This window comes from Butyrivibrio sp. TB (assembly GCF_900110805.1).
Classification (GTDB): Bacteria; Bacillota; Clostridia; order Lachnospirales; family Lachnospiraceae; genus Butyrivibrio; species Butyrivibrio fibrisolvens_C.
In genome coordinates this window covers 39135-65334 of record NZ_FOER01000014.1, presented here as the reverse complement: position 1 = coordinate 65334, position 26200 = coordinate 39135, and the positions used below count along the sequence as shown (strand labels likewise).

Below are 26200 nucleotides of genomic sequence, written 5' to 3'. Positions count from 1 at the left end.
CAGACTGGGAGGTTATATGGAGAGAGTATTACTGGATCAGGGATGGGAGTACAGGAAGGGATTTCTTGATATGGCAGTTACAGCTGAGGATGGCAAGGGCACTTTAGTTGATCTTCCGCATGATGCCATGATAGAAGGCGATGTATCTGAGGATGCGCCTGGACGTTTTGATATGGGATATTATAAGGGAAGCCTTATAAACTATACCAAAAAGATAATGATACCGGATAAGTGGAAAGATGACTGTGTAGGCCTTTATTTTGACGGTGCTATGTCCAATGCCACCGTAGATATCAATGGATATAAAGTTGCAGCTCATCACTACGGCTATGCACCCTTTTATGTAGACTTGACTGACCGCGTTACATTTGGAGAGTATAACAGGGTCACTGTTAATCTTAATACTACTATGAATGAGAACTCCAGATGGTATACAGGAACAGGCCTTTTTAGAAGCGTAGAGCTGTGTCACAGTCCCAGGATTCATGTAGCACATGACGGTATATTTATGTATACCAAAGAAATAGGTGATGTTACATGCACAGATGATGTACTTACTGCAGACTACGCTCTTATAGACGCTAAAGTTATGATCGAGAATACATCATATACTAATAGTATTGTTGACGTAATTCTTGAGATTGCAGAAGAAAGCGGCGAAGTTGTTAAGAGTGTTAAGAGCAGTATCTATGTAGCCAAGGGAACTTCTGAACCTGCAAGCTTTTCTTTTGCCATAGATGATCCAAAACTCTGGGACGCAGAGCATCCAAACCTTTATACAGTTACTGCCAAAGTTCAGGACGCCGGAGAGTACAGAACCCACCTTATTCCTAAAGAAGACGGCGCTGTAGATAAGGCAGTGACACTGTTCGGAATAAGGACTATATCTGTAGATAGCCGTAGAGGACTTAGAATTAATGGAAAGAGTATAAAGCTTAAAGGAGGGTGCCTACACCATGACAATGGACTGATTGGAACAGCGTCCTTGTTTGAGACGGAAGTCAGGAAGATAAAAAAGCTCAAGGAAGTTGGCTTTAATGCTATAAGAACATCTCATAATCCGCCGTCCAAGGTCCTGATAGAAGCCTGCGACAGACTTGGAATGTACGTTCTAGACGAAGCCTTTGATGCCTGGAATATGGCCAAGAGAAGTGGAGACTACAGCCAGTATTTTGACGCTGATTGGGAGAAGGACCTTACATCTTTTGTCACAAGAGATAGGAACAGCCCGGCAGTTATCATGTGGTCAACAGGTAACGAGATACCTGAAAGAGGAGGCCTTTCAGATGGATATAAGGTAGCATCTATGCTGGCAGCCAAGGTTAAGAGCCTGGATCCATCAAGACCTGTATGTAACGCTGTATGCTCTATGTGGAGCGGGCTTGACGACGAACTTGCAAGTAGTCAAAACCATCAGCAGAACGCATCAGCAAGAGGCGAGTCCCTTCTTTGGGAGAATGTCACGCTGCCATTTACCAATGGCCTTGATATAGTAGGCTACAACTACCTCGAAGGCCTGTATGAGAAAGACCACGAGCTCTTCCCTGACAGAGTCATCTTAGGATCAGAGAACTTCCCCAAAGAGATCGGATTCAGATGGCCATTTATAGAAGAGCACCCATATGTAATAGGTGACTTCACCTGGACAGCATGGGATTATATCGGCGAAGCCGGAATCGGCAAGGCTGTGTATGTAGACGAGAATGATCCCGCTGCTCCTAAGAACCCTTGGGAAGTCATGCCATATACATCATCCCCTTATCCATGGAGATGTGCTAATGATGCAGACTTTGATATTACAGGAAGACTCCTTCCGCAGGGACAGTACAGGAGCATAGCATGGCATAGCGACAAAACCTATGTCTACTCCAAACATCCTGATACTTTTGGCAAAAAAGAGATCTGCAGCATGTGGGGCTTCCCTTATGTAGATAAGAACTGGAATTATAAGGGATATGAAGGCAAAGATATCGAGATCGTAGTATTCTCATCTGCCGATGAAGTAGAAGTCCTTGTAAACGGCAAGTCTATAGGAGTTAAGAGAACAGATCTAAATGACAGATTCCCTAACTGCGCAGTATTCGAAACGGTATACGAAGAAGGCGTAGTCGAAGCAATAAGCTATAAACTAGGCGCTGAAGCAGTATCAGGATCATGTAATAATGACAACAATGATTCAGATATAAATACAGATAAGAATACAGATAAGGATGTCGCAAGGGTTGTTATAAGTAGGGATACCCTTGAGACAACCAAGACCCCTGCCGCTATAAGACTTGTGCCTGAGAAGACCAGCCTTAAAGCTGACGGCCATGACGTATCATATATAGGCATAGAGATAGTAGACGAGGACGGAGCAGTAGTTCCTGATGCTGAAGTCTCCATAACAGCTTCCATATCCGGTAAGGCCAAACTCTCCGGTCTTGGAACAGGCAATCCCAAGACAGAAGAGAACTATACCGATAATATAACTACCACCTATAAAGGTATGGCAATGGCAGTATTAAGAAGCGGATATGAAAAGGGTGAGGCAACCTTAACTATTGAATCACAAGACTTCTTGAAAAAAGAAATAAAGATCACATTGGAGTGATTGGCATATTAGAATAATTAGAATAAATATCGTATTGGTATAAAAAGCGATGCCGCAGTGATATGTAACCTCTTTACTGGATAAGATTAATATCCGGTAAGGAGGTTTTTTATTATGCGCTATCCGCCTCATGAAAATGTCATTTGTTATATGAAAATGCCGTTCGTCTCGTGAAGATGTCATTCGTCGGATGAAATGTGCAATCCGTCGAAAAGTCGTGACAAGCAATTTTTTACATTGTATAGTGAATGTGCTTATGCTCCTAGGTTCTTAACTGTTTTTAAGACAGTTTTATCAGAAATAAGACATGCATATATCATTCCAATATTTGAGATCATCAAAAATGGTAACACAGCCAAAACTGAATCTATCAGATAGATTTCACCTCTTTTGCAGCTTTTTCTTCTTTGCTACAATTATTAGTGATACTAAAAAAGGGAGACATACATATTTTAAATGAAAAAGAAATATTTAATACTGGCATTTGCTCTATGCGTAGTCCTTTCAGGATGCGGTGAGAAGAGTGAGATATCTTCAAAAGGTGAAAGCATGAATGTATCTGCTGATACAGCATCAGATGAAGGCGCATCAGTTCATAACGATGATACTGGCACTGCAGGTGATAATAACTCACAAGAAGACACTAAGCAGGAAGAAAGCAATAAGGATAACAATCAGTCAGATGCCCAGATAGAAAGTACGGCATCTGCAGGAGATGCCGCATCTTCTGACACTACTACTATAACTCAGGACTTGGCATATCAAGGCGTTGACAATTACTGCCATCAGGAATATGACTGGAGCATTGCTGAGGACAATCCTGATATCATGTACGTTTATTTGGGAGAAGAGACAGACACCGAGTATCTTGTTATATTCAGAAGCTATACTGGATCATTTGTATATTTTTACGTCAATAAGTCAACAGGACTTACAAGGATGGTAGATGTAGTACCTCTTATGGATCTGGAGGAAGAGTCTGGAACTATCAATATATATGATTACCTTTGATTGAGGAGGTCCTTATGGGAACAGTTATAGAAGTTGCGGACAATTATCTATACTACATTGTAGAACTGTGTACTATCATAATGGAGCTGTTCGGTGTCATAATCCTTGTCTTTACTGCCATAAAGAGCTTCATAGAATGGCTCAAAAAAGATGACAATATAAGACTCCACCTTGCTCAGGGCATTGCTCTTGCTCTTGAATTCAAGCTTGGCGGAGAGGTTCTTAGAACTGTTGTCGTAAGAGAGTGGTCTGAGCTTGGAATCCTTGGCGCGATCATACTCCTTAGAGGCGTACTCACATTCCTGATCCACTGGGAGATCAAGAATGAGATCGCTCAGAATGAAAAATAGTCCTTGAAACTTTACTGTAAACATAATGATCTTTATAGCTTATATATCAAAATGATAATGATAATATATCAGTATATGAAAAAATAAGTTGAGGGAAACGATGAATAATTCAATCTATAGAAAAAAGAATCGCCTTATTTCAAGTTTTCTTATTGCCATGCTTTTGTCAGGATGCAGCTCTAGTCAGCTGGCATTAGGTAATAAGGATTTAGACCAATCTGATGAAGAAATCAGCACAAATGAAAAAGATGCAGATGATGAAGCTGCCAAAGATGCAAGTGCTGATGATAGTACAAAAGACAGCAGTTCTGAAGAATCACAGCATGCAGAATCTGTATCAGACAGGCAGGGAGCAGGCGAGCCGTGGAAGAGTCCGGCAGGAGATTATTATCCTGAGTCGCCGTATTCTCATATTATCAGCTGCCTTCAGGGTACAACTGAGCTTTCCTATGCCAGGGATGTCAGTATAAAAGATCTCTTTTCAGGGACGGTGGAGTATGCATGCCAGGACATAACAGGTGATGGAACAGACGAACTGTTGATTCTGACTGACAGAGACGGAAAAGGGTATATTACTGCAATAGGATACTGGCCTGAGAAGGACAAAGTATGTACTGTTTTTGAAAATGTTTTTAATCGCGGATGCCAAAACATTAGTACAGAAGGTTTCATAACAGATTACAGTTATGTGAATTCTGATGGTGATACAGTATATGACATAGCTGTGGATAAAGATACAGAGCAGTCGGTATATTTCAGAACAGGTTCTTATCATAATACATACGGCAGTGTACTTCACAGGATCGATTATAAGACGAGCACATCTGAATATAAGCTGGATGATAAAAATATAACCAGTGACGAATTTGAGCATTATCAGAAAATGACAGAAGAAACTGTTTCTTTTCAAAAAGCAGATTCGGTGGATGATGTTATTGCATACCTGAAAGAGGCAGACAACGGATATGATGAGAAAATGCGTTCATTTCTGCAGAAAAAGCAGAACGGAGAGGGGATTTTTGCAAATCCGGTATCCCCGGAAGCTGCTGACAATGTTTATGCAACTGCAGAAGAAGCATATGATGCATTTATGAGAAATGAGACATCCGTAAGATGTGCATATGAACTGACTGCAGTGAATGGGGATTTTGAATATGTGTATGGTGATAAATACACACTGCAGGAGCTCTGTGATAAGTACTCCGGAGAAGCATCAAATGAGAGTGTGAGTATTGACTGCGGAAATGACGGCGATAAGGAAATGTGCATAGCTATATCATCTGATAAGGGGATTGAACCTGTCGAGACTGATATTGTAGTCAAATACAGCGATGGACATCTGTATATGCTGCTTGTAGGCCAGAGCAGTTCAAGAAGTACACTTTTTGTAGATGAAAAAGGATGCATAAGAACAGAAGGGAGTTCCGGTGCAGATCATATGATGGAAAGTCTCCTTGTAATTGATGCAAACGGTATTACTCATCACATCTATGACTGCAACATAGTAGGTGCAGAGTCATTTAAGCAGTATATACCAGATGGATGTGAACTGGCATTTAACAGTGAAAAGGTTCTCATGTACGTGTATGACATAGACGGTGAAATATATTATTCACCAAAATTACAGGACGGTGATGATGAATATCTGACCAGGATCAGCAGCGAGTGTGCAGAAAAAGGTATTCAGATTACATCTGAGGATGAGGTGAATGCAATTATAGATAAGAAGAAAAAGGAATACGGGATTTGAAACAGTGATTACGGTGGTCCAAAATCATATGAGCGGAGCAACTGGTCAGGAAGGCTGGGAGGATTTCGTTCATAATCACAAATTCCTTTATGGTGGATCGGAGAATGGGTATGAATAGAAATAAGAAAATAAGTGATGAGCTTTTTATAAAGCAGAAGACAGTAATCGGATGTCTCATTTTGTTGACATCTTCTATCATGGCAGGGTGCAGTGTGCATACAGAGCTGCCAACTTTGAAAAAAGAAGAATCTGTTCTGGATTACGGCAGAAATGAGAATACGGGCTCATTAGAAGAGAGCAGCGCAGAGGATATTATCAGTGAAGAAGGGGACAATTCCAAAGAGACTGAAAGCTCTGAAAATTCCGCGTATTATCCTGAAGCATGGCGGCTTGCGAGTATATTTTACACAGGCAGTGATATAGAGGTGTCTGCGGCTGATCTGTCGAAGGAAAAATATGGTGCCTTGCTGCATGAATATCATAACAGTGCTGATGACAGGATTCATTACGGCGATGACGGTGTTTACAGTATAAGCGATGATGATCTGCGTTCCATAGCACAGGATATGATAGGTTATACCGATGATGACGGAATTGAATATATGATTTCGACATATGGTGTGAATGGAACCGGAGCATCTTCTGATATGCATGAGTTTATAGGAGAAGGTGATGGCTACTGTCAATACGATATTACCAACTCCGGATATGATGAAACTGCGGATGAGTATATTCAGACCTGTGTGATGTGGACAGATACTTTGAAAAAAGGTGTCATCAGCAGGGCTTACTTTAAAAAGAACACGAATTCAAGGAACATAGGATCTTTTGAAAAAATAGTTATGGAATCAGTGGATGGTGGAGATGGCAATGTGCCGCTCTTTAGTGAAGATGATGCGAAGGATGAGATATTATCCCACAAACTGTACAGCCTGACCGGAGATCTGCCTGATAACCAGTTTGAATTCAAATATGAAATAGAAAATCTGCCTTCAGAAAATGAAAATATATACTGTATTCATATGAGTACCGACAGAGATGTTGATCTGTTTTTTGACTTCAATGCCTGTACTGGTGATGTGACGGTCAGAAAGTCGGAAGACGATAAGGGAATGACTGTGAATCTTCTGAACATAGATTAATACAAACAGTCCACAGGTAATTGTCAGTGGGCTGTTTGACAACATGGTAATGATAAGATATTAGCGTATGAAAAAATTTAAGTCGGGGATAATGATGAATAATTCAATCTATAGAAAAAAGTATCGCCTTATTTCAAGTTTTCTTATTGCCATGCTTTTATCAGGATGCAGCTCTAGTCAGCTGGCATTAGGTAATAAGAATTCAGATCAGTCTGATGAAGAGATCAGCACAAATGAAAAAGATGCAGATGATGAAGCTGCCAAAGATGCAAGTGCTGATGATAGTACAAAAGACAGCAGTTCTGAAGAAAAGAGCAGCGAAGATCTTCTTGTAGACTCAGTTACATGGGACGATTTGTATGATCCTACAGGAAATAGCGATGAAGATAATAAAGTTTATTTTAACATGAGTGATGGAAGTGCTCAGACCTTCGAAATCAGCTCAGATTATAAGATTAAAGACCTTAAGATGGTTGATCTTGATAATGATGGAACGGATGATTACATTATCAGTTCATATTTTGCCAATACAGCTACAGAATACAACATCATATATGCTTATACATTTGATGATGGTCAGGTATCACAGCTCTTTCCGGTTAGCGGAATAGAAGGCGTAGAAGATGACGTTTTATATGACTGCCAGATCACAGATGTAACTATTGATTATGCTACAGATGCGACTGTGAACGGACTTGAGCTTACATCATTTGGTAAAGTTGATGGAATGGTCTATGAGGAATCACATAAGATTATCTATTATCAAGATGGCAAGTGGAACCTTAAATCCGATTATACTGACGCCGAAGCTGAATATGAAACCATTATGGCGCCAAGAGATAAGGGTTATATAGATCTTGATGATGAGTCTTCTACGTTGTATCAGGCTTTCCTTGATGGAAATGAAAAGGCTATTTATGACATCGAAGGCGATAAGGGCCAGTATATCGAACCTTCTTTGGTCCTTTCTGATGGAGAAAAGTATACTCTTGATGATATCACAGGTAACCTTACGTCAGCAGATCAGTATTCTGAAGGATGGAAGGTTGAAAGTGTCACTGATACGTATATAGATTGCGGTCTTGATGATGATTACGAGATGGTTGTAAGCATATCTTTTGACACCGAATTTAGTTTTGATATGGTGATCAAAAATATTGATGGAAGTCTTAAGATTTGCTATTTTGGTGACAGCTGGAGCAGATGTCAGACACGCATATGCTATAACGGTATGATTTATTCTTATGGATCTGGCGGGGCAACTTCTCATGGAGGTTATACCGGATTTGTAGATGCTGATGGTCAGTACAAGCTGTGGTATGAAGAGTGGGAAGAAGGCTATGATGATTATGATGGTGATGGAACCTTTAGTGTATCACCTTATATAGACGGTTCTTCTGTGGATCTTACATTTGATATTCCGGATGCAGCATATATCTATAGTGAAGAGATATCATTTGACGAAGGCGATGGATATGACTATTACTATTTCTATATACTTGATGAAGATAGTAATGAGCTTCCTGACGATCCTGATGATCCTGATAATCCATATGAAATAGTAAGGACGGAGTGTGAAAAGGCCGGTATTACTGCTATATCTAAAAATGAACATGAAGAAAAACTTGAAGAAAGAAGGCAGGAAATAGGCCTTACTGATGAAATATATGAGTTCGGCAGTGAATACCTGACGGAAGATGAATAAAAGGGTAATCAAATAAAGGATAATCAAACTTTATGATAGATGGAGTATTATATTCTGCATAGGGGCCGCATGTCCCCGCGAAGCGAGTTTCGGCCCCTAGAATATAATGCTCCAGATATCATGCCCTGAATTTATAACAACTTCAAGACGCGAAAAGACTTTATAAACATCCCTCGTCGGCACAGCTGCAAGGAGTAGTGTATGTTTGGAAAGTGCGAAGTTTGGGCGGCCGCAGTTATTTGGTGGTGCCGCCCTCTACGAAGCTTACGGGAAGGCATACAAGCGGAGGCTTGATGCTCATGCTGTCCTGTAATAGCAGTTCTACGCACATCTCTGCGATCTTGTCAGTGGGCTGAGCTATAGAAGAGCAAGTATAGTCCTTGTTGCCATGAATCCTGACACCGTCAAAACCAATGATCTGCACATCTTCCGGAACCCTGATATCAAGCCCCTTTAGGAATTTAACAACATCATAAACTATAGAATCTGTAACGCAGAACATTCCGTCAAAATCAAGCTTACCATTATGAATATGACTCTTTAAGAATTTGAGGAATTCTTCGTCACTGTCTGCATCGTCTATTATCTTCATTTCATATTCAAGTCCCTTTAACATGCAGCCGTTTTCAAAACCGCCCCTTCTTTTATTGGGCTCATTATCAAGATTTGATCCCTTTCGCAGGAAGGCCAGCTTTTTACACCCTTTACTTGCAAGTATCTCGGCAGCAAGGTGACCACCGGCGAAGTTGTCACTGGCTACGCATGGGATGTTTGGAGCTATGATTCTATCGATAGATACAAAAGGAACATCATCCGGTATCTGAAGATTTGGATTATAGGTAAGTGCTATGATCCCGTCAACCTTATTCTGAAGGACCATGTCTATATAGTCCTGTTCATGCCTTCTGTCATAGTCAGAACAGCATAGAAGCATCCTGTAATTACGCTTTTGAAGTTCGATATTAATATAGTGCGCAAGGTCACCGAAAAATGGAGTATAGGTGTTTGGAAGAAGGACCGCAACCGTATAAGTCTTGCTGGCCTTAAGCCCTTGCGCATAACTGTTTACATGATAGTCGAGCTTTTTGATGGCTGCATTGACTTTCCTTACATATTCTTCACCTGTTGGCTTACCGTTTATGACCTTGGATACTGTTCCAAGTGATACACCGGCTTCTTTGGCGACATCTTTTATAGTAGGTATATTTCTCTTTTTGTTCATGAAATCCTCCGAGCCTGTTTTGTAGCGGCGATTTAATGTCAGGTGCACAGATCCCGCACAATTACTGGGCTTGATAGTTATACTAGATGATTGTTTGAATGGGGTAAATATATCTTTGCTTATTTTGGTTCATGAAAAAATATAGCACATAATGAAATGAATTACAAATTTCATGAAACGTTTCGTGGTTGTCTTTTTTTACAAAATTTACATTTTAGAATCTACAAAAGCAACAAAATTAACAACCATTTAGCAAAAACTATTGACGTGTATAACACAAATGGAGTATACCATAGTTACATCAAAAAACGTTTCATGTAAAAAACGTTTCATAGGCAGATCGGCAGATCCGGTATTTTATCTTGTATAAAATAATCTGACCAGGATATTGCTTATCAAAAGTAATTCTATGATACCTGGCTAATTGCTATTAGGGAGGTTGTATGAAAGAAAAAGTAGCAGTTGATTTTCGTAGCAAGCTAAACTATATAAAGCGCCATTGGCAGTTATATGTATTTTTTATGATGCCGGCCTTTGTACTGACTATCATCTTCAAATATGTTCCTATGGGCGGAATCATGATTGCCTTTACGGAATATAACCCATTTAGAGGTATATGGGGAAGTGAGTGGGTTGGATTTGCTCATTTTAACAGATTCTTATCATCTCCCGATTTTATGACATATCTGATCAATACCTTAAAACTTAGTGTGTATGGACTTTTATGGGGATTCCCGGTTCCTATTATACTTGCACTTCTTCTTAACAGGATTACAAGCGTCAGGATGAAGAAGAACATACAGCTTGTTCTGTATATGCCTAACTTCGTATCAGTTATCGTACTGTGCGGTATCGTTCGTATCCTTCTGTCAGTAACAGGCCCTGTGAATCTGTTCTTCCATTCAAGCATCAACTTCATGACTATGCCTGAAGCGTTCAGAACCATCTATATAGCAAGTGGTATCTGGCAGGGAGCAGGATGGGCATCCATCATGTACACAGCAGCACTTTCCAATGCGAGCCAGGATCTTAGAGAGGCTGCCAAGATAGACGGTGCCAATATTCTTCAGCAGATCAAGGTTGTTGAGTGGCCTGCTATTAAGGATATAGTTCTTATCCAGTTCATCATGAGCGTTGGTAATATCATGAGTATCGGATTTGAGAAGGCTTATGCTCTTCAGACTGATCTTAACCTTGCTTCATCTGAGATTATTTCTACATATGTATATAAGAAAGGTCTTCTTGACGGAGATTATGGTTTTTCTACTGCAGTAGGTCTTTTCAATACTGTAATAAATATTATTCTTCTTATTTCAATGAATCAGGTTGTTAAGAAGATGAATGAAGGAAGGGGAATCTAATATGAGCACAGTAAAAGCACAGCTTAAAAAGAAAAGCGAATTTGCAAGATATTCAGGTGCAGATAAGTCTTTACTTATAACAGGATATGCCCTGCTTGCACTTTTCCTTGTAGCGATAATCCTTCCTATCATATACATAATCGTAGCATCCTTTATGGATCCTATAACCCTTCAGAATAAGGGTATAACCTTTGAGTTCGACAAGTGGACTCTGACAGCATATGAAAGAGTATTGAGCAATAACCAGATCTGGGTAGGTTTTAAGAATGCAGTTATTTATTCTGTACTGTTTTCAGCACTGTCTGTATTCATAACACTGCTTGCGGCATATCCTATGTCAAGACCTGATTTTGTAGGGAAAAAGTTCTTCAATACTATTTTCATCATAACTATGTTTTTTGGTGGAGGTCTTATTCCTACATACCTTCTTATAAGTGATCTTGGACTTCTTGATACTATGTGGGCTGTTATACTTCCCGGATCATTCAATGTATGGAACATGATAGTAGCAAGAACATATTTCCAGAATGTGCCTGCAGAACTTAGAGAGGCTGCAGAAGTTGATGGAGCATCTGATCTTACATACTTCTTCAAGATACTTCTTCCGGTATGTGTGCCGATCATTGCAACACTTGCCCTTTGGCAGTTTGTAGGAATGTGGAACAGCTATTTCGATGCCATGATCTATATCAATGACGTTTCCAAGCAGCCACTTCAGCTTGTACTTAGATCTATTCTCATCCAGAACCAGCCGGAATCGGGAATGATCTCTGATATGCAGAGTACAGCAGCAAGAGCACAGCTCGCTGAGCTACTTAAGTACTCAACAATTATTGTTTCCAGTCTGCCACTTATCGTCATGTACCCGTTCTTCCAGAAGTATTTTGAAAACGGAATCATGGCAGGTGCAGTAAAAGGATAATAGCAAAAAAGGAGAGGGAAAATGAGAAAGAGTAATGCAAAAAGAGTTATTGCTACGGCGCTGACTATGTGTATGGCATTTGGCGCCAGCGCATGCGGCAAATCCGGTGCGCAGGTAGGTGGAGGAGAGTTCCAGCAGGTTGATGCTTCTGAGCTTACATTCCCACTTGCCGAGAAGACTACACTTACAGGTACTATCAGCTATCCTGCAAACACAGAGTCTGATCCTAATAACAGAACTATTTTCAAGCGTCTTCAGGAGCAGACCAATGTAGAGATTCAGTGGACAGCAATTCAGTCTGATCAGTGGGGTGATAAGATCTCACTTGAGATGTCCAATGTTAAGACTCTTACAGATTTCGTATTTTCAGCAGGTTTTAGTGACAGTGACCTTCTTAAGTATGCTAAGCAGGGGGCTATCATATCCTTAGAGGACTATATCGATGCTTACATGCCTAACCTTAAGGCTGTATTTGACAAATATCCTGAGTACCGCACTATGTGCGAAGATGAGAACGGTCATATCTGGGCACTTCCATGGATCGAGCAGCTTGGATCTGAGAAGACAGCTATCCAGACTGTTGGTGATATGAGCTTTATCAACAAAAAGTGGCTTGATTTCCTTGGACTTGAGATGCCTACAACAGTAGACGAGTTCGAACAGGTACTTATCGCATTCAGAGACAATGCTGATGCTATTCAGAAGGAATTTAACATTGACGGAAGCATCATTCCTATGTCTTGTATCGTTAATGATGGTGACCAGGATCCTGCAATCCTTATCAATGGTTTTGGCGAAGGCTATGGTGATGCCGACAGAGGCCGTCACATCGCAGTTACAGATGATCTTAAAGTAATCTGCTCATCAACACAGATGGGTTACAAAGATGGTATTGCATGGCTTCATAAGTTATATGATGAAGGCCTTATCGATTCAGAAGCATTCACTCAGGAATGGTCAACATATGTATCTAAGGGTAAATCCGGAAGATACGGTGTATGCTTTAGCTGGGACGTTGCTAATATCGACAACCTTGAAGACTGGGTACCACTTCCGGCTCTTACAGCTGATACCAGAAACATCACTCCTCAGAACGGTTCATTCACAAGTGGTTTTGACAGAGGCAGATGCGTAGTTACATCCGTTGCTAAGAATCCTGCACTTGTATGTGCTTGGCTTGATCTTATGTATGATCCATTCCAGTCTCCACAGAACAACTGGGGTACTTATGGTGAAGACGATGAGTTCGATATCTTCGAACTTGGAACTAACGACAAGGGCGAGAAGATGCTCAAGCACGCACCTCTTGGTGATGCATCTCCTGTAGAAGTAAGAGAAGCTGAGTGCGTTGGCGGACCTCTTGCAATCCTTGATGAGTACTATGGTGTATATGTAACATGTCCTGATGATGCTCAGTACAGACTTGACTGGATCAAGGATATCTACACACCTGATATGAACACTAAGTATGTATATCCTAACGTATTCATGTCTGAAGCTGATACCAAGAGGCTTTCTGATCTTTCTGCTGATGTTACAAAGTGCATCAACAGCCACAAAGCTGACTGGATCATGAATGGATTTACAGATGCTGATTGGGATGCTTATATCGAAGAGCTTAATTCTTACGGACTTGAAGAGTATCTTTCAATCTATCAGAAGTATCTTGATGCATTCTATGCAGAATAATATGACGTAAGGGGCAAAAGACATTTCGATTTAAACTTGCCCGAAAACAAATATGAATTAGAATAGGTAGATTGCGGGCTTCGCGATAATGCGAAGCCCCAAATACTGTTAGATGTTTTTTTGAAGCTGTCCAGGCTTTTTTATTTATCAATATCAGATATATCAAAACACGAAAAATGTTTGAACAAGTAATAAAGGGAATATACATGGAAGATATACTTAACAAAGCACGCGAATATGAAAAAGAAAACGAAAGTAAAATGGAAGGTTTAAGACCTTCATTTCACTTGACACCAAGAGTTGGTTGGATGAATGATCCCAACGGCTTTTGCTATTACAAGGGTCAGTACCACATGTTCTACCAGTATCATCCTTATGATAATCATTGGGGACCTATGCACTGGGGACATGCTGTAAGCAGTGACCTGCTTCATTGGGAATATCTTCCTGTAGTTCTTGCTCCGGACATGGAGTATGACAAGAGAGGATGCTTTTCCGGAAGTGCAATTGAACTCTCTGATGGTCGTCATCTCATTATGTACACCGGTGTTTCAGAAACTGTCGATGAAAATGGCAACAAGACAGAATGCCAGACTCAGTGCGTTGCAGTTGGTGACGGTGTAAATTATGTCAAATACGAAAATAATCCGGTCCTCACATCAGAAGATGTTCCGGAGGGCGGTAGTCATATAGATTTTAGAGATCCAAGGCTTTTTGAAGGCAAGGATGGCCTTATCTATTGCCTTGTTGGTAACAGAAGCAGTGATACAAGCGGCCAGATGCTCCTTTATAAGAGCGCAGACGGCTTTAAATGGGAATTTGTACGTATCATAGCACAGAATAAAAATTCATTTGGTAAGATGTGGGAATGCCCGGATTTCTTTCTCCAGGATGGAAAATGGGTTCTTCTTACAAGCCCTCAGGATATGGAAGCTATTCCGGGCAGATACAATAGCGGCAATGGAACTCTCTGCCTTATAGGTAACTGGGATGGAGAAGACAGCGATTTCGAGGTTGAGAATAACCAGTGCATAGATAATGGTATCGATTATTATGCACCTCAGACTATCACATTAGCTGATGGCAGACGTATAATGATAGGCTGGATGCAGAACTGGGATACCTGCAATAACTATACTCCCTCTGATCTGTGGTGCGGCCAGATGTCTATCCCAAGGGAAGTTACTGTAAGAGATGGAAGACTCTATCAGGTTCCTGCCAAAGAGATAGAGAGTCTTAGAGGTGATCTTATCTCTGTACTTAACATGAAGCTTAACGGAGAGTATAGCGCTGAGATCTTAAATGGAAGAAAACTTGATCTTACTGTTAAAGTAAGACCTTCAGAAGGCAAGGTATATGACAATTTTGAAGTCAGGTTCTTCCAGAAAGATAACAATTATGCGTTTGTAAAGTACAACACACATGAGTCTATGGTGACACTTAGCCGTGAATTTGCAGGAGTAAGAAGAGCTATCGTTAATAAGACAAGCTGCAGCGTAGATAATAAGGGCGGCGAGATAGAACTTCGTATTATCTTGGATAAGTACAGCGCAGAAGTATTTATAAATGGCGGCAAGTATGCAATGACTATAGATGTATACAATGATCAGTCATTTGATGTCATCAGCTTTGTATCTGATGGTGAGGCTCTTATAGATATAGAAAAGTATAGCCTTGAAAAATAAAAAGTCTGATATGTTGTACATAATCATCTGTAAATAGACGATTATGTTTGGGTTGATCATTTTTAAATAAAAAACGATTTTACGAATATGGGTTGTGAATTTGGCCGATAGAAAGGATAGTTATGGAGAAGGTAGATGTAGTAGCGTTAGGAGAATTACTAATAGATTTTACAGAAAATGGAATAAGCGCTCAGGGCAATCCTATTATGGAAGCTAATCCCGGCGGAGCTGTATGTAATGTTCTGTCCATGCTTTCAGGCCTTTCTAAATCTACAGCATATATTGGTAAGGTGGGAAAAGACATATTTGGAAAACAGCTCACAGAAGCTATAAGGAGCGTTGGCATTGACGATTCCGGCCTTGTTGTTGATGATAATGTTAATACAACACTTGCCTTCGTTCATACCTACGAGGATGGAGACAGAGATTTCTCTTTTTACAGAAATCCCGGAGCTGATATGATGCTCACAGTAGATGAGCTCAATCTCGACCTTGTTAGAAATTGCAGGATCTTCCACTACGGAAGTCTGTCTATGACCAGCAAGTGCTGCGAAGAGGCGACCTTCAAGGCTATAGAAGTAGCTAAAGAAAGCGGCGCTATCATAAGCTTTGATCCAAACCTTCGCGAACCTTTGTGGGATAGCCTTGATCATGCCAAAGAAGAGATATCTAAAGGCATGAAGCAGTGCGATATCTTAAAGATCTCTGACAACGAGATCATATGGTTTACAGGCAAAGAGGACTTTGATGAAGGCGTAGAAGAGCTTAGAAAACAGTTTAATCCTAAGCTTATCACAGTCACTATGGGCAAAGACGGAAGCAGAGCTTATTATGGGGATAAGATTGTATCAGTACCTGGTTTTGTTAATAAGAATACTATCGAAACTACAGGAGCAGGCGATACCTTTGGAGCATGTGTGCTCAATTATATCCTCGAGCAGGGACTTGATGGTCTTACAGAAGATGATCTTAAAGAGATGCTGACATTTGCCAATGCTGCAGCATCTATAATAACCACCAGAAAAGGCGCGCTTAAGGTCATGCCTACTAAGGAAGAAGTTGAAAAGCTTGCGTGTTCATAACAAGGAATCATACATGGAAGAGCATGCGCTTGGCAAAGGCATTTCTGTATTCGCTTGGAGTGAGTCCTGTATACTTTTTGTATGCTCTTGCAAAGTTATGTACATCTGAAAAACCCAGATCAGATGCTATCTGAGATACGGTTTTGTCATTATCAGCCAGCATAAAATTAGCTGCATCCATCTTCTGGCTTATTATGAACTGCTTAAGAGGTATATTCCTTATTTCTACAAACAGATGTGACAGATATTTTGGATTATAGCCAAAGGCATCTGCTATCTCTGCAATCTTTATATTTTTGGATATATTAGTCTGGATATAGTCGATGATATCCATATATATCTGCTTCTTGGCGGCAGGATCACTGGTGGATGGCGCTCCGACAGTTATCTCTCCATATAATTCCATCATGATACTTGTCACCATGGCGTTAAGTGAGACGGTAGGATAGTTATTTTTGACCATATCCTGAAGCTGTTTCATCATTACAAGGATACGTTCAGGCGAAGCTATGGCCCCGCTTTGTGGGATGAAGCCGTATTTGGACGTATCTATTTCTTTGATCTTCGGACTTCCTGAACTTATCTCATAAGGAACCTTGCTGCTATGCTCAGTTGCAAAGTGCATCCAGTAAAAAGAGCAGTAGGCCTTCTTAAAACCTTCTCTATACCCTTCACTTGATGGAGGAAGGAGGAGATACTCGCCTTTTTTAACAGTATAGTTATGCCCATTATATCTAAGGTATAATTCTCCTTCTGTCATGATTATAAGCTCATAATCCTTAAGGGAAGTCTTATTATGCTGCCATTCCGAAGAAAGAGCCTTGAACTTCCCGGTATAGTGATATGAATATTGCGAATATAAAGCTAAAGGAATAAGCTTCATAAAAACCTCCATGGTAGGTGTCTTCCATAACCTGATGGCTACGAGATTTTTTGTGGTGAAGCTTCCCGATTAGACGGTGCAGTATGCTCAAAGGCTTTACTGAGGCAGGCAGAATATAAATCAATGCCGCGCTTTTAATTGTTTTTTAATTTATGGCATGATATCTGAAATTTTTTATTCTGGGGTCCGAAACTCGCTAAAGCTCAAACATGCGGACCCCGGGCAGAATAAAAAACTTCATCTATCATGCTCATAAATTTAAAAAAACAATTAAAAAGCGTGGCACTGATTTATATTCTGCCTACCCCAGTAAAGCCTTTGAGCATACTGCACCATCTAATTGGGAAGCTTATGTTGTAAAAAAGAACACCATAATTAAATAGCATTTTGTATTGTAATGTATAAATCCAGAATACATGTGCATAATACGAGATAAGTGTAGTTAGAACACTAAATCTGACAAAATGACACCTATTTAAGCATATTATTTATTTTATAAGCCGCATTTTTCTAGATGCTAATTCTGATTAAGCGGCATATAACGATGTATTTACACATTTTTTAGGCGTTTATTATATTTGGAAAACTTCATTTTGATCTATGTTTTTTCTCTTATTGTTATTTTAAATATATGCTTTAGGTGTCATTTTGTAAATAGAGAAAAAATGACACCTAAAATAGCACTTTGCTATTTTTACTAAAAAATGTATGTGTTATGTTTTATGTGCTTACGAAATTATCACCATTAGCTTCTCGCAGAAGTATGAATGCGAGAAGTATTGGATTTATTACAATTACTATTACTTTCCGCTTGGGAGAGTAGTATCCTCGAAAACTTTTAGGAGGTACGTGGCTCCGGACATGCAGAATATAAATCATTTACATGCTTTTAATTGTTTTATAGAATTCATGAGCGTGATAGATGGAGAATTTTATTCTGTTAGGGGTCTGCATGTTTGAGCGAAGCGAGTTTCAGACCCCGGAATAAAATTCTCCAGATATCATGCCATGAATTATAAAACAATTAACAGCGTGGAAATGATTTATATTCTGCATGTCCGGGGCCACGTACCTCGGCGAAGTCTTCAAAGACGCTGAGGTATCCAAGGGAGAAGTATTTAGTCTATAACTTATGGAGGTGCAAATGTCAGATACTATACTTAAAATAAGGAACATTGGACTTGAGAATGTTACGGTTACAGACCAGTATATGGTCAATGCTTTTGAGAAAGAGATTGATTATCTGCTTTCTATAGATGATGACAGAATGCTTGCCGGCTTTAGAGATACAGCAGGCATTGATATGAAGGGAGCAGTAAGATATGAAGGCTGGGAGAATATGCTCATCGGCGGACATACAATGGGGCATTATCTCACAGCACTTGCGCAGAGCTATGCCAATCCATGCGCATCTTCAGAAGTAAGAAAGATCATCAAGGATAAAATTGATTATATTATCACATCCCTTCTAGAGTGCCAGAAGAATTCCAAAGGAAAGGAAGGATTCATCTTTGGCGCAGCTATTCTGGACCGTGATAATGTTGAAGTGCAGTTTGATAATGTAGAAAGATGCCAGACCCATATCATAACTCAGGCATGGGTTCCGTGGTATACCATGCACAAGATCCTTGCAGGTATTCTTGATGTTTACAGATTTACAGGAAGTAGTGATGCACTTACTCTTGCCAAGGGCATCGGTGATTGGACCTACAACAGAGCATCATCCTGGGGACAAGAGCTTAATGAGATTGTTACCTCAACAGAGTACGGCGGAATGAATGATGCTTTATACCTTTTGTATAGCTTTACAGGTGAGGATAGATATGCCAAGGCTGCACACTTCTTTGATCAGGACAAGCTTTTTAAGAGGATAGAAGCAGGTGCGCCCAATGCCCTTGACGGCCTTCATGCCAATACAACAATTCCCAAATTCCTTGGAGCTATCGCAAGATACTTATATGTTCATGGCAGGACCGTAGACGGAGAAGTCGTAGATGCAACTCAGTATCTTAAGTTTGCAGAAGTCTTTTTTGACATGGTTGTTAATAAGCATACCTATGTTACAGGCGGTAACAGCGAGTGGGAGCATTTCGGACTTGATAAGGTTTTGGATGCAGAGCGCACTAATGCCAACAATGAGACCTGCAACACCTACAATATGCTCAAACTTGCAAAGGTCCTCTTCGAAGTAACAGGCGATGTCAAATACCTTGATTATTATGAGAAGACCTTCATCAATTCAATACTGTCATCACAGAACCCTGAGACAGGTATGACTACTTACTTCCAGCCTATGGCTACAGGTTATTTCAAGACCTACGGTGAGAGATTCAATAAGTTCTGGTGCTGCACAGGAACAGGCATGGAGAACTTCACCAAGCTTGGCGACAGCTTCTATTATGAAGATGATGATAAGGTCTATATCGGACTGTATATGGGTTCCAAACTATATACTAAAGGAAAAGATGATAAAGAAATAGTATATACATTTGATGCGGATCTTCTTGATAAAGACACTGCTAAGATCATACTTTCAGGAGATTCTGATAATCTAAAGAAACTTGCACTAAGGATCCCATACTGGCTTGATGGAGACATGGAGATCACAGTAAATGGAAGCAAAGCATCTTTTGACATTGAAAACGGATTTGCAGTAATTAAGGATGACCTTCAGAAGGGAGATGTTGTAATCATAAGACTTCCTATGAAGTTATATGCTCAGTCTCTTCCTGATGAAAATAGAGCTATGGCTCTTTGCTACGGACCTTACGTACTGTCTGCTGATCTTGGAGATAAGGATCTTAATACTACAACAACAGGTGTTGACGTAACTATACCTGCAGACAAGATAGTAGAGTCTGAATATATCATTATTCCTGATGGCAAGAGCGCTAAGGATATTGCTGATAATATAACAGATTATGTTAAGCCTGTTATTGCTGCTGGTTGTAAGGCTGCTTTTAAAGTCTGCGGCTGCGATTATATCTTTTCCCCACACTTCCTTAAATACAGACACCGTTACGGTATCTATTTCTATTACATGACAGATAGCGAAAGACGCGATGACCTTGCCAAGGGAAGAGGAGATAAAGCCAATATCCTTGACATGATAGAGGCAGGCTACGGCCAGTATGAAAATGATGACCTTCATGACATGCAGGATAACGGAAGTATCGGAACTACAAGCCCTATCACAAGCAGAAAGGCTACACCAGGAGGAAGCTTCACCTACCGCATGATAGTAGCACCATGGAGACCATGCAGCCTGGGCGTAACCGTACTTACAGAAGACGATGGCAAGAAACTCACCATATCTGTAGCTGACGAAGTAATATTCGATAAGATCCTCGATCATACTAAGTATGTTGAAGACAACAAGGTTTCTAAGTATACCATCGAGACACAGATACCGGAAGAACTCCTTAAGAAAGCTCAGAGAGTAACTGCTTATGACAAAGAATACCTTGTAGTGCCTGTACGCTTTGAAGGTGATAAAGACATAGAATCTGCAAGAATCACAGACTTTGTAACTATAAGATAATTATCTAAGGATAAACTCTCACTAGGGCTGCTGCACCGCCCGTCTAAGCGAGAAGTTTTATCCAAGAAATATATATGAAAAGGGCGGAATATCTGATATAATGTTGTGTGATTTTTTTAACGAGGAGAGAATAACACACAATGGACAATTTATTTAATTCACCGGTTCAGGTAATTGAAACTAATATTAAAGGCGGCGAGACCAAGGTAAATCTTCCTATTATAAAGATGATCATTCTTGGCATAATGGCAGGAGCATTTATAGCTCTTGGAGGAGCTACAAGTTCAACTGCAGCTCATAATATCAGCAATGTAGGCCTTTCAAGATTTGTATCAGGTATTATCTTCCCTGTAGGACTTATGCTTATAACCTTCATAGGTGGTGAGCTATTTACAGGTAACTGTCTTACATCTATGGGAGCTATGGATCACAGATTTTCTTGGGGCAAGGTTGTAAGAGACCTCTGCATCATCTGGCTTTCCAACCTTGTAGGCGCAGTTATAATTGCAGCTCTTACATATTTTTCCGGTAACCTTGACTATTCATCAGGTCTTCTTGGAGCATATTCTATTAAAGTAGCTCTTGGCAAATGCACAATCACACCTGTAAAAGGCATTACATCCGGAATCCTCTGCAATATCCTTGTATGTGCAGCTATCCTTATGGGAACAGCATCCAAGGACATAGGCGGCAAGGTATGGGCTATATTCTTCCCGATCATGGCTTTCGTTGTAGGCGGCTTCGAACACTGCGTTGCCAATATGTTCTATATCCCAGTTGGCATCATGGCTTCCATGAACGAGACATATGTACAGAAAGCTCAGGAAGCATACGGAATTACCGCAGAGCAGCTTTCAAAGCTCTCCATCGGCGGTTTTATCTCTAACCAGATACCCGTAACCATAGGCAATATCCTTGGCGGTATGATATTTGTAGGTCTTCCCTGTTACCTCGTACACTGCAAAAAGTGCAGTAAATAAGCCAATTGAGAATGCCTTCGGCATTGGGCCTATTTACCAACCGATTCATTGAATCACGAAACACGCAGTAAATGCGTGTTTCTGTAATTTACGTTCAAGAAAACATAACTATATAATTAAGCTCTCTACAGTCTTATCTACTAATGAGATAATTCTGCAGAGAGTTTTTGTTTATAAAAAAGCGAAGTTTGCTCTGAATTTTTTAATTGTAATCCTTGGCTTGGGCATTACCGTATTCTTGCAGGAAGCAATGAAAGCAAATGACCACATAAGGGCAGAATATATATCATGCCATGAAATTATAACTAAAACTACCACTTGGACGGACCGGAATCACCAAATTCTTCACAGGAGCAGGCAGTATATAAATCATTACCACGCTTTTTAATCGTTTTATAGAATTCATGAGCGTGATAGCTGGAGTTTTTTATTCTGCCAGGGGTCCGCATGTCTGAGCGTAAGCGAGTTTCGGACCCCAGAATAAAAAGCTACAGATATCATGCCATGAATTCATAAAACAATTAACAGCGCGGTAATGATTTATATACTGCCTGCTTCTGTGAAGAATTTGGTGATTCCGGTCCGTCCAAGTGGAGCTTACGGTTTATATAAACCTAAATCACTGCATTTTACTGACGTATCAATGTGTTAGACGGATAATGTAAGTGCTTACAGTATCATTATAAAAAAACATCTTAAAAAAACTTTTTGATGAAAATATGATGATTAACTAAAATGTGATATACTAATTATGATTGAAATTATGATAAAACGATGTTTTTCGTGCATCAGATATTATTCTTATTCGAAGGGTGTTGTAGGGGAAGGACTTGAATATGGAACAGACCAAAGTGGATGAAAAAGTATTACAGGTACGGCTCTTGGGGAAGTTTTCTCTTGTCTATGATGGTAAAGAAGTAACTCCGGGGCGTAATAACGCATCGAAGTTTACTCAGCTATTGCAGATAGTGTGGCTTCAGGGAGATAAGGGCGTTTATAAGGATGAGCTTATTTCTGCGCTCTATGGTGAAGAAGAGACTCTTAACATCAGTAACAGTTTCAACAATCTTCTTTATCAGATGCGTAAGCAGATGGTAGCTGCTGGTCTTCCTGCGCAGAGTTATGTCAAGAAGCATAAGAAGATGTTTATAATTGACCCTGCTGTACCTGTATGGGTTGACGCTCTTGATTTTAAAGACAATTACAGAAAGGGTCATGATACGCAGGATCCTGAACTTAAATTTGAATATTTTAATAAAGCTTTCAACCTCTATCAGGGAGAGCTTCTTCCTGCTCTGTCCACAGAGACATGGGTTATCATGGAGAGCGTTGCACTTCGCAAGATGTATGATGAAGTGGTATCTTGGCTTGGCGAGTATATCCTTTCTAAGAAAGAATATGAAGAAGCCTATCACATCTATGGACGCGCAGCAGAGATCTATCCTGAGAACGATTGGCAGGTTGGCCAGATCCAGACACTTATAGCTAAGGGCGATTACAAGAATGCTTTAAGAGTGTATGACAACACAGTAGCATACTATACTACTGAACTTGGTCTTCCAATTCCGGAGAAGCTCCTTGATGTGTATCATAAGATGAGCGCTAAGATTGACAATGCTCCCGGACAGATTCATCAGATACAGGCTGAGATGACTCAGGACAGAAGATCTGTAGAAGTTTCAGAAGATGAGGGTGCATATGACTGCTCGTATCCAAGCTTTATCGATGCTTATCACATCCTTTCAAGAAATATGGAAAGAACCGGATATTCAGTATTTATGATGCTGTGTACTCTGGTCGATTATGAAGGCAAGATGATACGCAATCAGGACAAGCTTCGTGCCAGAAGCCAGGCTCTTTGGGAAGCGATACATGACACACTTCGTCAGGGAGATACTTTTACCAAGTATTCCAACAGCCAGTTCCTTATACTTCTTGTAGGAACAAGTCAGGAAGACTGTGATATCATCTACCGCCGTATCAACAAGAGACTCAAAGAGATTGCCGGTTCAAGAGCTGACTTTAAATATAGTGTTGTATCGCTTGCTGAGCTTCCGGCAGAACTTGAAGATCAGGCAAGATGATCGTGTTCTTACCTATATAATAGGATGAGTTTTAGAGTTTATCGCAATACGGAATCAGAAGATATTGTATTTGGTAATTTGCTCCAATAATCTATTTTTTAATGATAGCCGGGCGCCGCTTTATTACTGCAAATAGAGCGGCGTTCATAATTTGTTCATCTTTTATTAAAATTTACAAAAAATTTATCAAAAAAAGTTTACTTTTATCACAAATGCCAATGACATGGCGTTTTCTTTATGTTATATTATCCTATAGTTAGGGGAAAGTTAGGTACACGGGGTTGTGTACCTTTTTTCGAGCCAAAAGAAAGGCTCTCGGACTTGTAAAGATAATAGAGCTTTTGATCATAGTGACAAGCTCTGTTCCGACATCTAACCAGAGGAATAATATGAAAAAGTATCAGTCAGTAAAGATAATAGTCAATACTCATAAGAAATATTGGATGCCTCATAGCAAGATGTACATTCCTATGCAGGTTGGTGCTGCTCTTGATAAGGACAAGGATGGTAATCCCAAGGACCTTGGTTATCAGAAAGATAACGATGGGGACAATATTTCTGAGAAGAATCCGCTTTATTGCGAGCTTACAGGTTTATACTGGGCTTGGAAGAATCTTGACGCGGATTATATAGGTCTATGCCATTACAGACGCTATTTTGGCGGATTCAGATCTTCAAGGAATCCAAAAGGCAGGATACTTCTTCGCCGTGAGCTTCAGCCTATGCTTGGCAAGTATCGTGTTTTTCTTCCTACTAAGCGTCATTATGTTATTGAGTCGTTGTATTCACATTATCAGCACACTCATTATATAGAACATCTTTATGTTACAAGGGGTATCATCTCTCAGATGTATCCTGAATATATAGAAACCTATGATAAAGTCCTTCGTCAGACCAGTGGACATATGTTCAATATGATGATTATGGACAGAGAGCTTCTTAATGAGTATTGCACATGGTTGTTCAATATTCTTGAAGAGCTTGAGAAGAAGATTGACGTACGACACATGTCTCATTTCCAGGGTAGATATTGCGGAAGAGTCAGCGAGATCATATTCAATGTCTGGCTTGACTATCAGATTGAGACAGGTAGGATTGATCGTTCTGAAGTTAAGATCCTTCCATATGTATATATGGAGAAGATTGACTGGGTCAAGAAGATCAGCAAGTTCCTTCGTGCCAAAATCTTCCATGAGAAATACGAAGTTTAAAGGAAGGTGTACCTTGTCACTTTCAACAGTTAATGCTTTTAAGCATATGGAGTCGGCTGGCAATGTGGTTCTTGATGATAAGCAGCTTGCAGCACTTCAGAAGACACTTAACATGATCCTTGCAGATATCATTTCTGTCTGCGAGGAGAACAATATTACATATACTCTTGGTGGCGGTTCAGCATTAGGTGCGGTCCGCCATCATGGTTTTATTCCGTGGGATGATGATATTGATATCAATATGCCCAGAAGAGATTATGATGTGTTCATACCTCTTTTTACCAGGAAATTCGGCTGGAAGTATTGGATTCATACACCCCAGGGAACTAAGGGTTACAACCTTCTTCTGTCCAGGATAAGACTTAAGGGTACCAGTGTTGTAACAAGAGAAGATTTTAAAAACAAAGAAGCCGGAGCCTTTATAGACCTCTTTGTCATGGAGAATACTTTTAACAATGCGCTCGCAAGGAATCTTCATGGACTTGCATGTTGCGGATTGGGTTTTCTTGTGTCATGCAGGAAGTTCTATCGTGACAGGAAGCAGATGATGAAGATGGCAGCTGACAGCGGTGAAGCTGGTATGGCTAAGGTCTTCAAAATGAAGATAGCTATAGGTTTCTTGATTTCTTTTATCTCACTTGATACTCTTGTAAGGGTAGGAGATAATGTGAACCGCATCTGCAAGAACGATCATTCCAAGTATGTAACCGTTCCTACAGGCCGTAAATACTTCTTTGGAGAGATGTATTTACGAAAAGATGTTTGCAGAACCAGAAAAGTGTTGTATGATGGTAATTTGTACAGAGTTCCGCGTAATATCGATTTGTATTTAAAGAACCTGTATGGTGATTATATGAAGTTACCTTCTCCTGATCAGATAGAGAAGCATATTTTCTTTAAACCTTTTTATCTGAGTCTGGAAGAAAAAAGCAGTATTGAAAAGAGATGATCTTCAAATTAACGAGGACCACTCTTGGCCTGATAGTAAG

18 protein-coding genes are annotated in these 26200 nt (G+C 40.1%); 16 read left to right on the top strand and 2 right to left on the bottom strand.

Annotation, left to right across the window (positions count from 1 at the left end):
• Window positions 1-16: 16 nt before the first annotated feature.
• From BMX21_RS10680 to BMX21_RS10655, 6 genes are all read left to right on the top strand, one after another.
• Entirely contained in the window at window positions 17-2593 is a 2577-nt protein-coding gene (locus tag BMX21_RS10680) for a glycoside hydrolase family 2 TIM barrel-domain containing protein (RefSeq protein WP_092044089.1), read from the top strand.
• Window positions 2594-3049: 456 nt separating this feature from the next.
• Entirely contained in the window at window positions 3050-3604 is a 555-nt protein-coding gene (locus tag BMX21_RS10675; protein ID WP_092044086.1) for a hypothetical protein, read from the top strand.
• A gap of 14 nt (window positions 3605-3618) precedes the next feature.
• Window positions 3619-3954: a DUF1622 domain-containing protein gene (locus BMX21_RS10670; protein WP_092044084.1), complete on the top strand. Its 336-nt coding sequence runs from the start codon at window positions 3619-3621 to the stop codon at window positions 3952-3954.
• Between the two features lie 100 nt (window positions 3955-4054).
• Complete coding sequence (locus BMX21_RS10665; protein WP_092044082.1) at window positions 4055-5704, top strand: hypothetical protein; 1650 nt, start codon at window positions 4055-4057, stop codon at window positions 5702-5704.
• Between the two features lie 110 nt (window positions 5705-5814).
• The gene (locus BMX21_RS10660; RefSeq protein ID WP_092044080.1) at window positions 5815-6846 is read left to right on the top strand and encodes a hypothetical protein; all 1032 of its coding nucleotides are present in this window, start codon (window positions 5815-5817) and stop codon (window positions 6844-6846) included.
• Window positions 6847-6913: 67 nt separating this feature from the next.
• Window positions 6914-8551: a hypothetical protein gene (locus tag BMX21_RS10655; protein ID WP_143057243.1), complete on the top strand. Its 1638-nt coding sequence runs from the start codon at window positions 6914-6916 to the stop codon at window positions 8549-8551.
• Window positions 8552-8786: 235 nt separating this feature from the next.
• Here BMX21_RS10655 and BMX21_RS10650 read toward each other — a convergent pair whose 3' ends face one another.
• Complete coding sequence (locus tag BMX21_RS10650) at window positions 8787-9773, bottom strand: LacI family DNA-binding transcriptional regulator (protein WP_092044075.1); 987 nt, start codon at window positions 9771-9773, stop codon at window positions 8787-8789.
• Between the two features lie 443 nt (window positions 9774-10216).
• On the opposite strand from BMX21_RS10650, the gene BMX21_RS10645 reads away from it, so the two are divergent.
• From BMX21_RS10645 to BMX21_RS10625, 5 genes are all read left to right on the top strand, one after another.
• The gene (locus tag BMX21_RS10645) at window positions 10217-11134 is read left to right on the top strand and encodes an ABC transporter permease (protein WP_022754338.1); all 918 of its coding nucleotides are present in this window, start codon (window positions 10217-10219) and stop codon (window positions 11132-11134) included.
• 1 nt (window position 11135) lies between these two features.
• Window positions 11136-12056, top strand: coding sequence for a carbohydrate ABC transporter permease (locus BMX21_RS10640; RefSeq protein WP_022758515.1), 921 nt, complete (start codon window positions 11136-11138; stop codon window positions 12054-12056).
• Between the two features lie 21 nt (window positions 12057-12077).
• Window positions 12078-13745: an extracellular solute-binding protein gene (locus BMX21_RS10635; RefSeq protein ID WP_022754336.1), complete on the top strand. Its 1668-nt coding sequence runs from the start codon at window positions 12078-12080 to the stop codon at window positions 13743-13745.
• Window positions 13746-13951: 206 nt separating this feature from the next.
• Complete coding sequence (locus tag BMX21_RS10630) at window positions 13952-15430, top strand: glycoside hydrolase family 32 protein (protein ID WP_092044072.1); 1479 nt, start codon at window positions 13952-13954, stop codon at window positions 15428-15430.
• 122 nt (window positions 15431-15552) lie between these two features.
• The gene (locus tag BMX21_RS10625) at window positions 15553-16512 is read left to right on the top strand and encodes a PfkB family carbohydrate kinase (RefSeq protein WP_027216861.1); all 960 of its coding nucleotides are present in this window, start codon (window positions 15553-15555) and stop codon (window positions 16510-16512) included.
• Between the two features lie 7 nt (window positions 16513-16519).
• On the opposite strand, the gene BMX21_RS10620 is transcribed toward BMX21_RS10625, so the two are convergent.
• Window positions 16520-17395: an AraC family transcriptional regulator gene (locus BMX21_RS10620; protein ID WP_177174002.1), complete on the bottom strand. Its 876-nt coding sequence runs from the start codon at window positions 17393-17395 to the stop codon at window positions 16520-16522.
• Window positions 17396-18539: 1144 nt separating this feature from the next.
• Between BMX21_RS10620 and BMX21_RS10615 the strand changes: the two genes are divergently transcribed.
• From BMX21_RS10615 to BMX21_RS10595, 5 genes are all read left to right on the top strand, one after another.
• Window positions 18540-20936, top strand: coding sequence for a glycoside hydrolase family 127 protein (locus BMX21_RS10615; protein ID WP_177174001.1), 2397 nt, complete (start codon window positions 18540-18542; stop codon window positions 20934-20936).
• Window positions 20937-21076: 140 nt separating this feature from the next.
• On the top strand, window positions 21077-21916 hold the full coding sequence (locus tag BMX21_RS10610; protein ID WP_092044064.1) for a formate/nitrite transporter family protein: 840 nt from the start codon (window positions 21077-21079) through the stop codon (window positions 21914-21916).
• Window positions 21917-22752: 836 nt separating this feature from the next.
• Window positions 22753-24000 (top strand): AfsR/SARP family transcriptional regulator, encoded by a 1248-nt coding sequence (locus BMX21_RS10605; RefSeq protein WP_022754331.1) that lies wholly within the window; start codon window positions 22753-22755, stop codon window positions 23998-24000.
• Window positions 24001-24389: 389 nt separating this feature from the next.
• Window positions 24390-25211 carry a DUF4422 domain-containing protein gene (locus BMX21_RS10600; RefSeq protein WP_027218248.1) on the top strand — a complete coding sequence of 274 codons (822 nt, stop codon included), beginning with the start codon at window positions 24390-24392 and terminating at the stop codon, window positions 25209-25211.
• A gap of 13 nt (window positions 25212-25224) precedes the next feature.
• The gene (locus BMX21_RS10595) at window positions 25225-26160 is read left to right on the top strand and encodes a LicD family protein (RefSeq protein WP_022754329.1); all 936 of its coding nucleotides are present in this window, start codon (window positions 25225-25227) and stop codon (window positions 26158-26160) included.
• The last annotated feature ends 40 nt before the right edge of the window (window positions 26161-26200 follow it).

What these genes read in the sequence shown, in the direction of transcription:
- BMX21_RS10680 (WP_092044089.1), top strand. Translation starts at nt 17, where the DNA reads ATGGAGAGAGTATTACTGGATCAGGGATGGGAGTACAGGAAGGGATTT.
- BMX21_RS10675 (WP_092044086.1), top strand. Translation starts at nt 3,050, where the DNA reads ATGAAAAAGAAATATTTAATACTGGCATTTGCTCTATGCGTAGTCCTT.
- BMX21_RS10670 (WP_092044084.1), top strand. Translation starts at nt 3,619, where the DNA reads ATGGGAACAGTTATAGAAGTTGCGGACAATTATCTATACTACATTGTA.
- BMX21_RS10665 (WP_092044082.1), top strand. Translation starts at nt 4,055, where the DNA reads ATGAATAATTCAATCTATAGAAAAAAGAATCGCCTTATTTCAAGTTTT.
- BMX21_RS10660 (WP_092044080.1), top strand. Translation starts at nt 5,815, where the DNA reads ATGAATAGAAATAAGAAAATAAGTGATGAGCTTTTTATAAAGCAGAAG.
- BMX21_RS10655 (WP_143057243.1), top strand. Translation starts at nt 6,914, where the DNA reads ATGAAAAAATTTAAGTCGGGGATAATGATGAATAATTCAATCTATAGA.
- BMX21_RS10650 (WP_092044075.1), bottom strand. Translation starts at nt 9,773, where the DNA reads ATGAACAAAAAGAGAAATATACCTACTATAAAAGATGTCGCCAAAGAA.
- BMX21_RS10645 (WP_022754338.1), top strand. Translation starts at nt 10,217, where the DNA reads ATGAAAGAAAAAGTAGCAGTTGATTTTCGTAGCAAGCTAAACTATATA.
- BMX21_RS10640 (WP_022758515.1), top strand. Translation starts at nt 11,136, where the DNA reads ATGAGCACAGTAAAAGCACAGCTTAAAAAGAAAAGCGAATTTGCAAGA.
- BMX21_RS10635 (WP_022754336.1), top strand. Translation starts at nt 12,078, where the DNA reads ATGAGAAAGAGTAATGCAAAAAGAGTTATTGCTACGGCGCTGACTATG.
- BMX21_RS10630 (WP_092044072.1), top strand. Translation starts at nt 13,952, where the DNA reads ATGGAAGATATACTTAACAAAGCACGCGAATATGAAAAAGAAAACGAA.
- BMX21_RS10625 (WP_027216861.1), top strand. Translation starts at nt 15,553, where the DNA reads ATGGAGAAGGTAGATGTAGTAGCGTTAGGAGAATTACTAATAGATTTT.
- BMX21_RS10620 (WP_177174002.1), bottom strand. Translation starts at nt 17,395, where the DNA reads ATGAAGCTTATTCCTTTAGCTTTATATTCGCAATATTCATATCACTAT.
- BMX21_RS10615 (WP_177174001.1), top strand. Translation starts at nt 18,540, where the DNA reads ATGTCAGATACTATACTTAAAATAAGGAACATTGGACTTGAGAATGTT.
- BMX21_RS10610 (WP_092044064.1), top strand. Translation starts at nt 21,077, where the DNA reads ATGGACAATTTATTTAATTCACCGGTTCAGGTAATTGAAACTAATATT.
- BMX21_RS10605 (WP_022754331.1), top strand. Translation starts at nt 22,753, where the DNA reads ATGGAACAGACCAAAGTGGATGAAAAAGTATTACAGGTACGGCTCTTG.
- BMX21_RS10600 (WP_027218248.1), top strand. Translation starts at nt 24,390, where the DNA reads ATGAAAAAGTATCAGTCAGTAAAGATAATAGTCAATACTCATAAGAAA.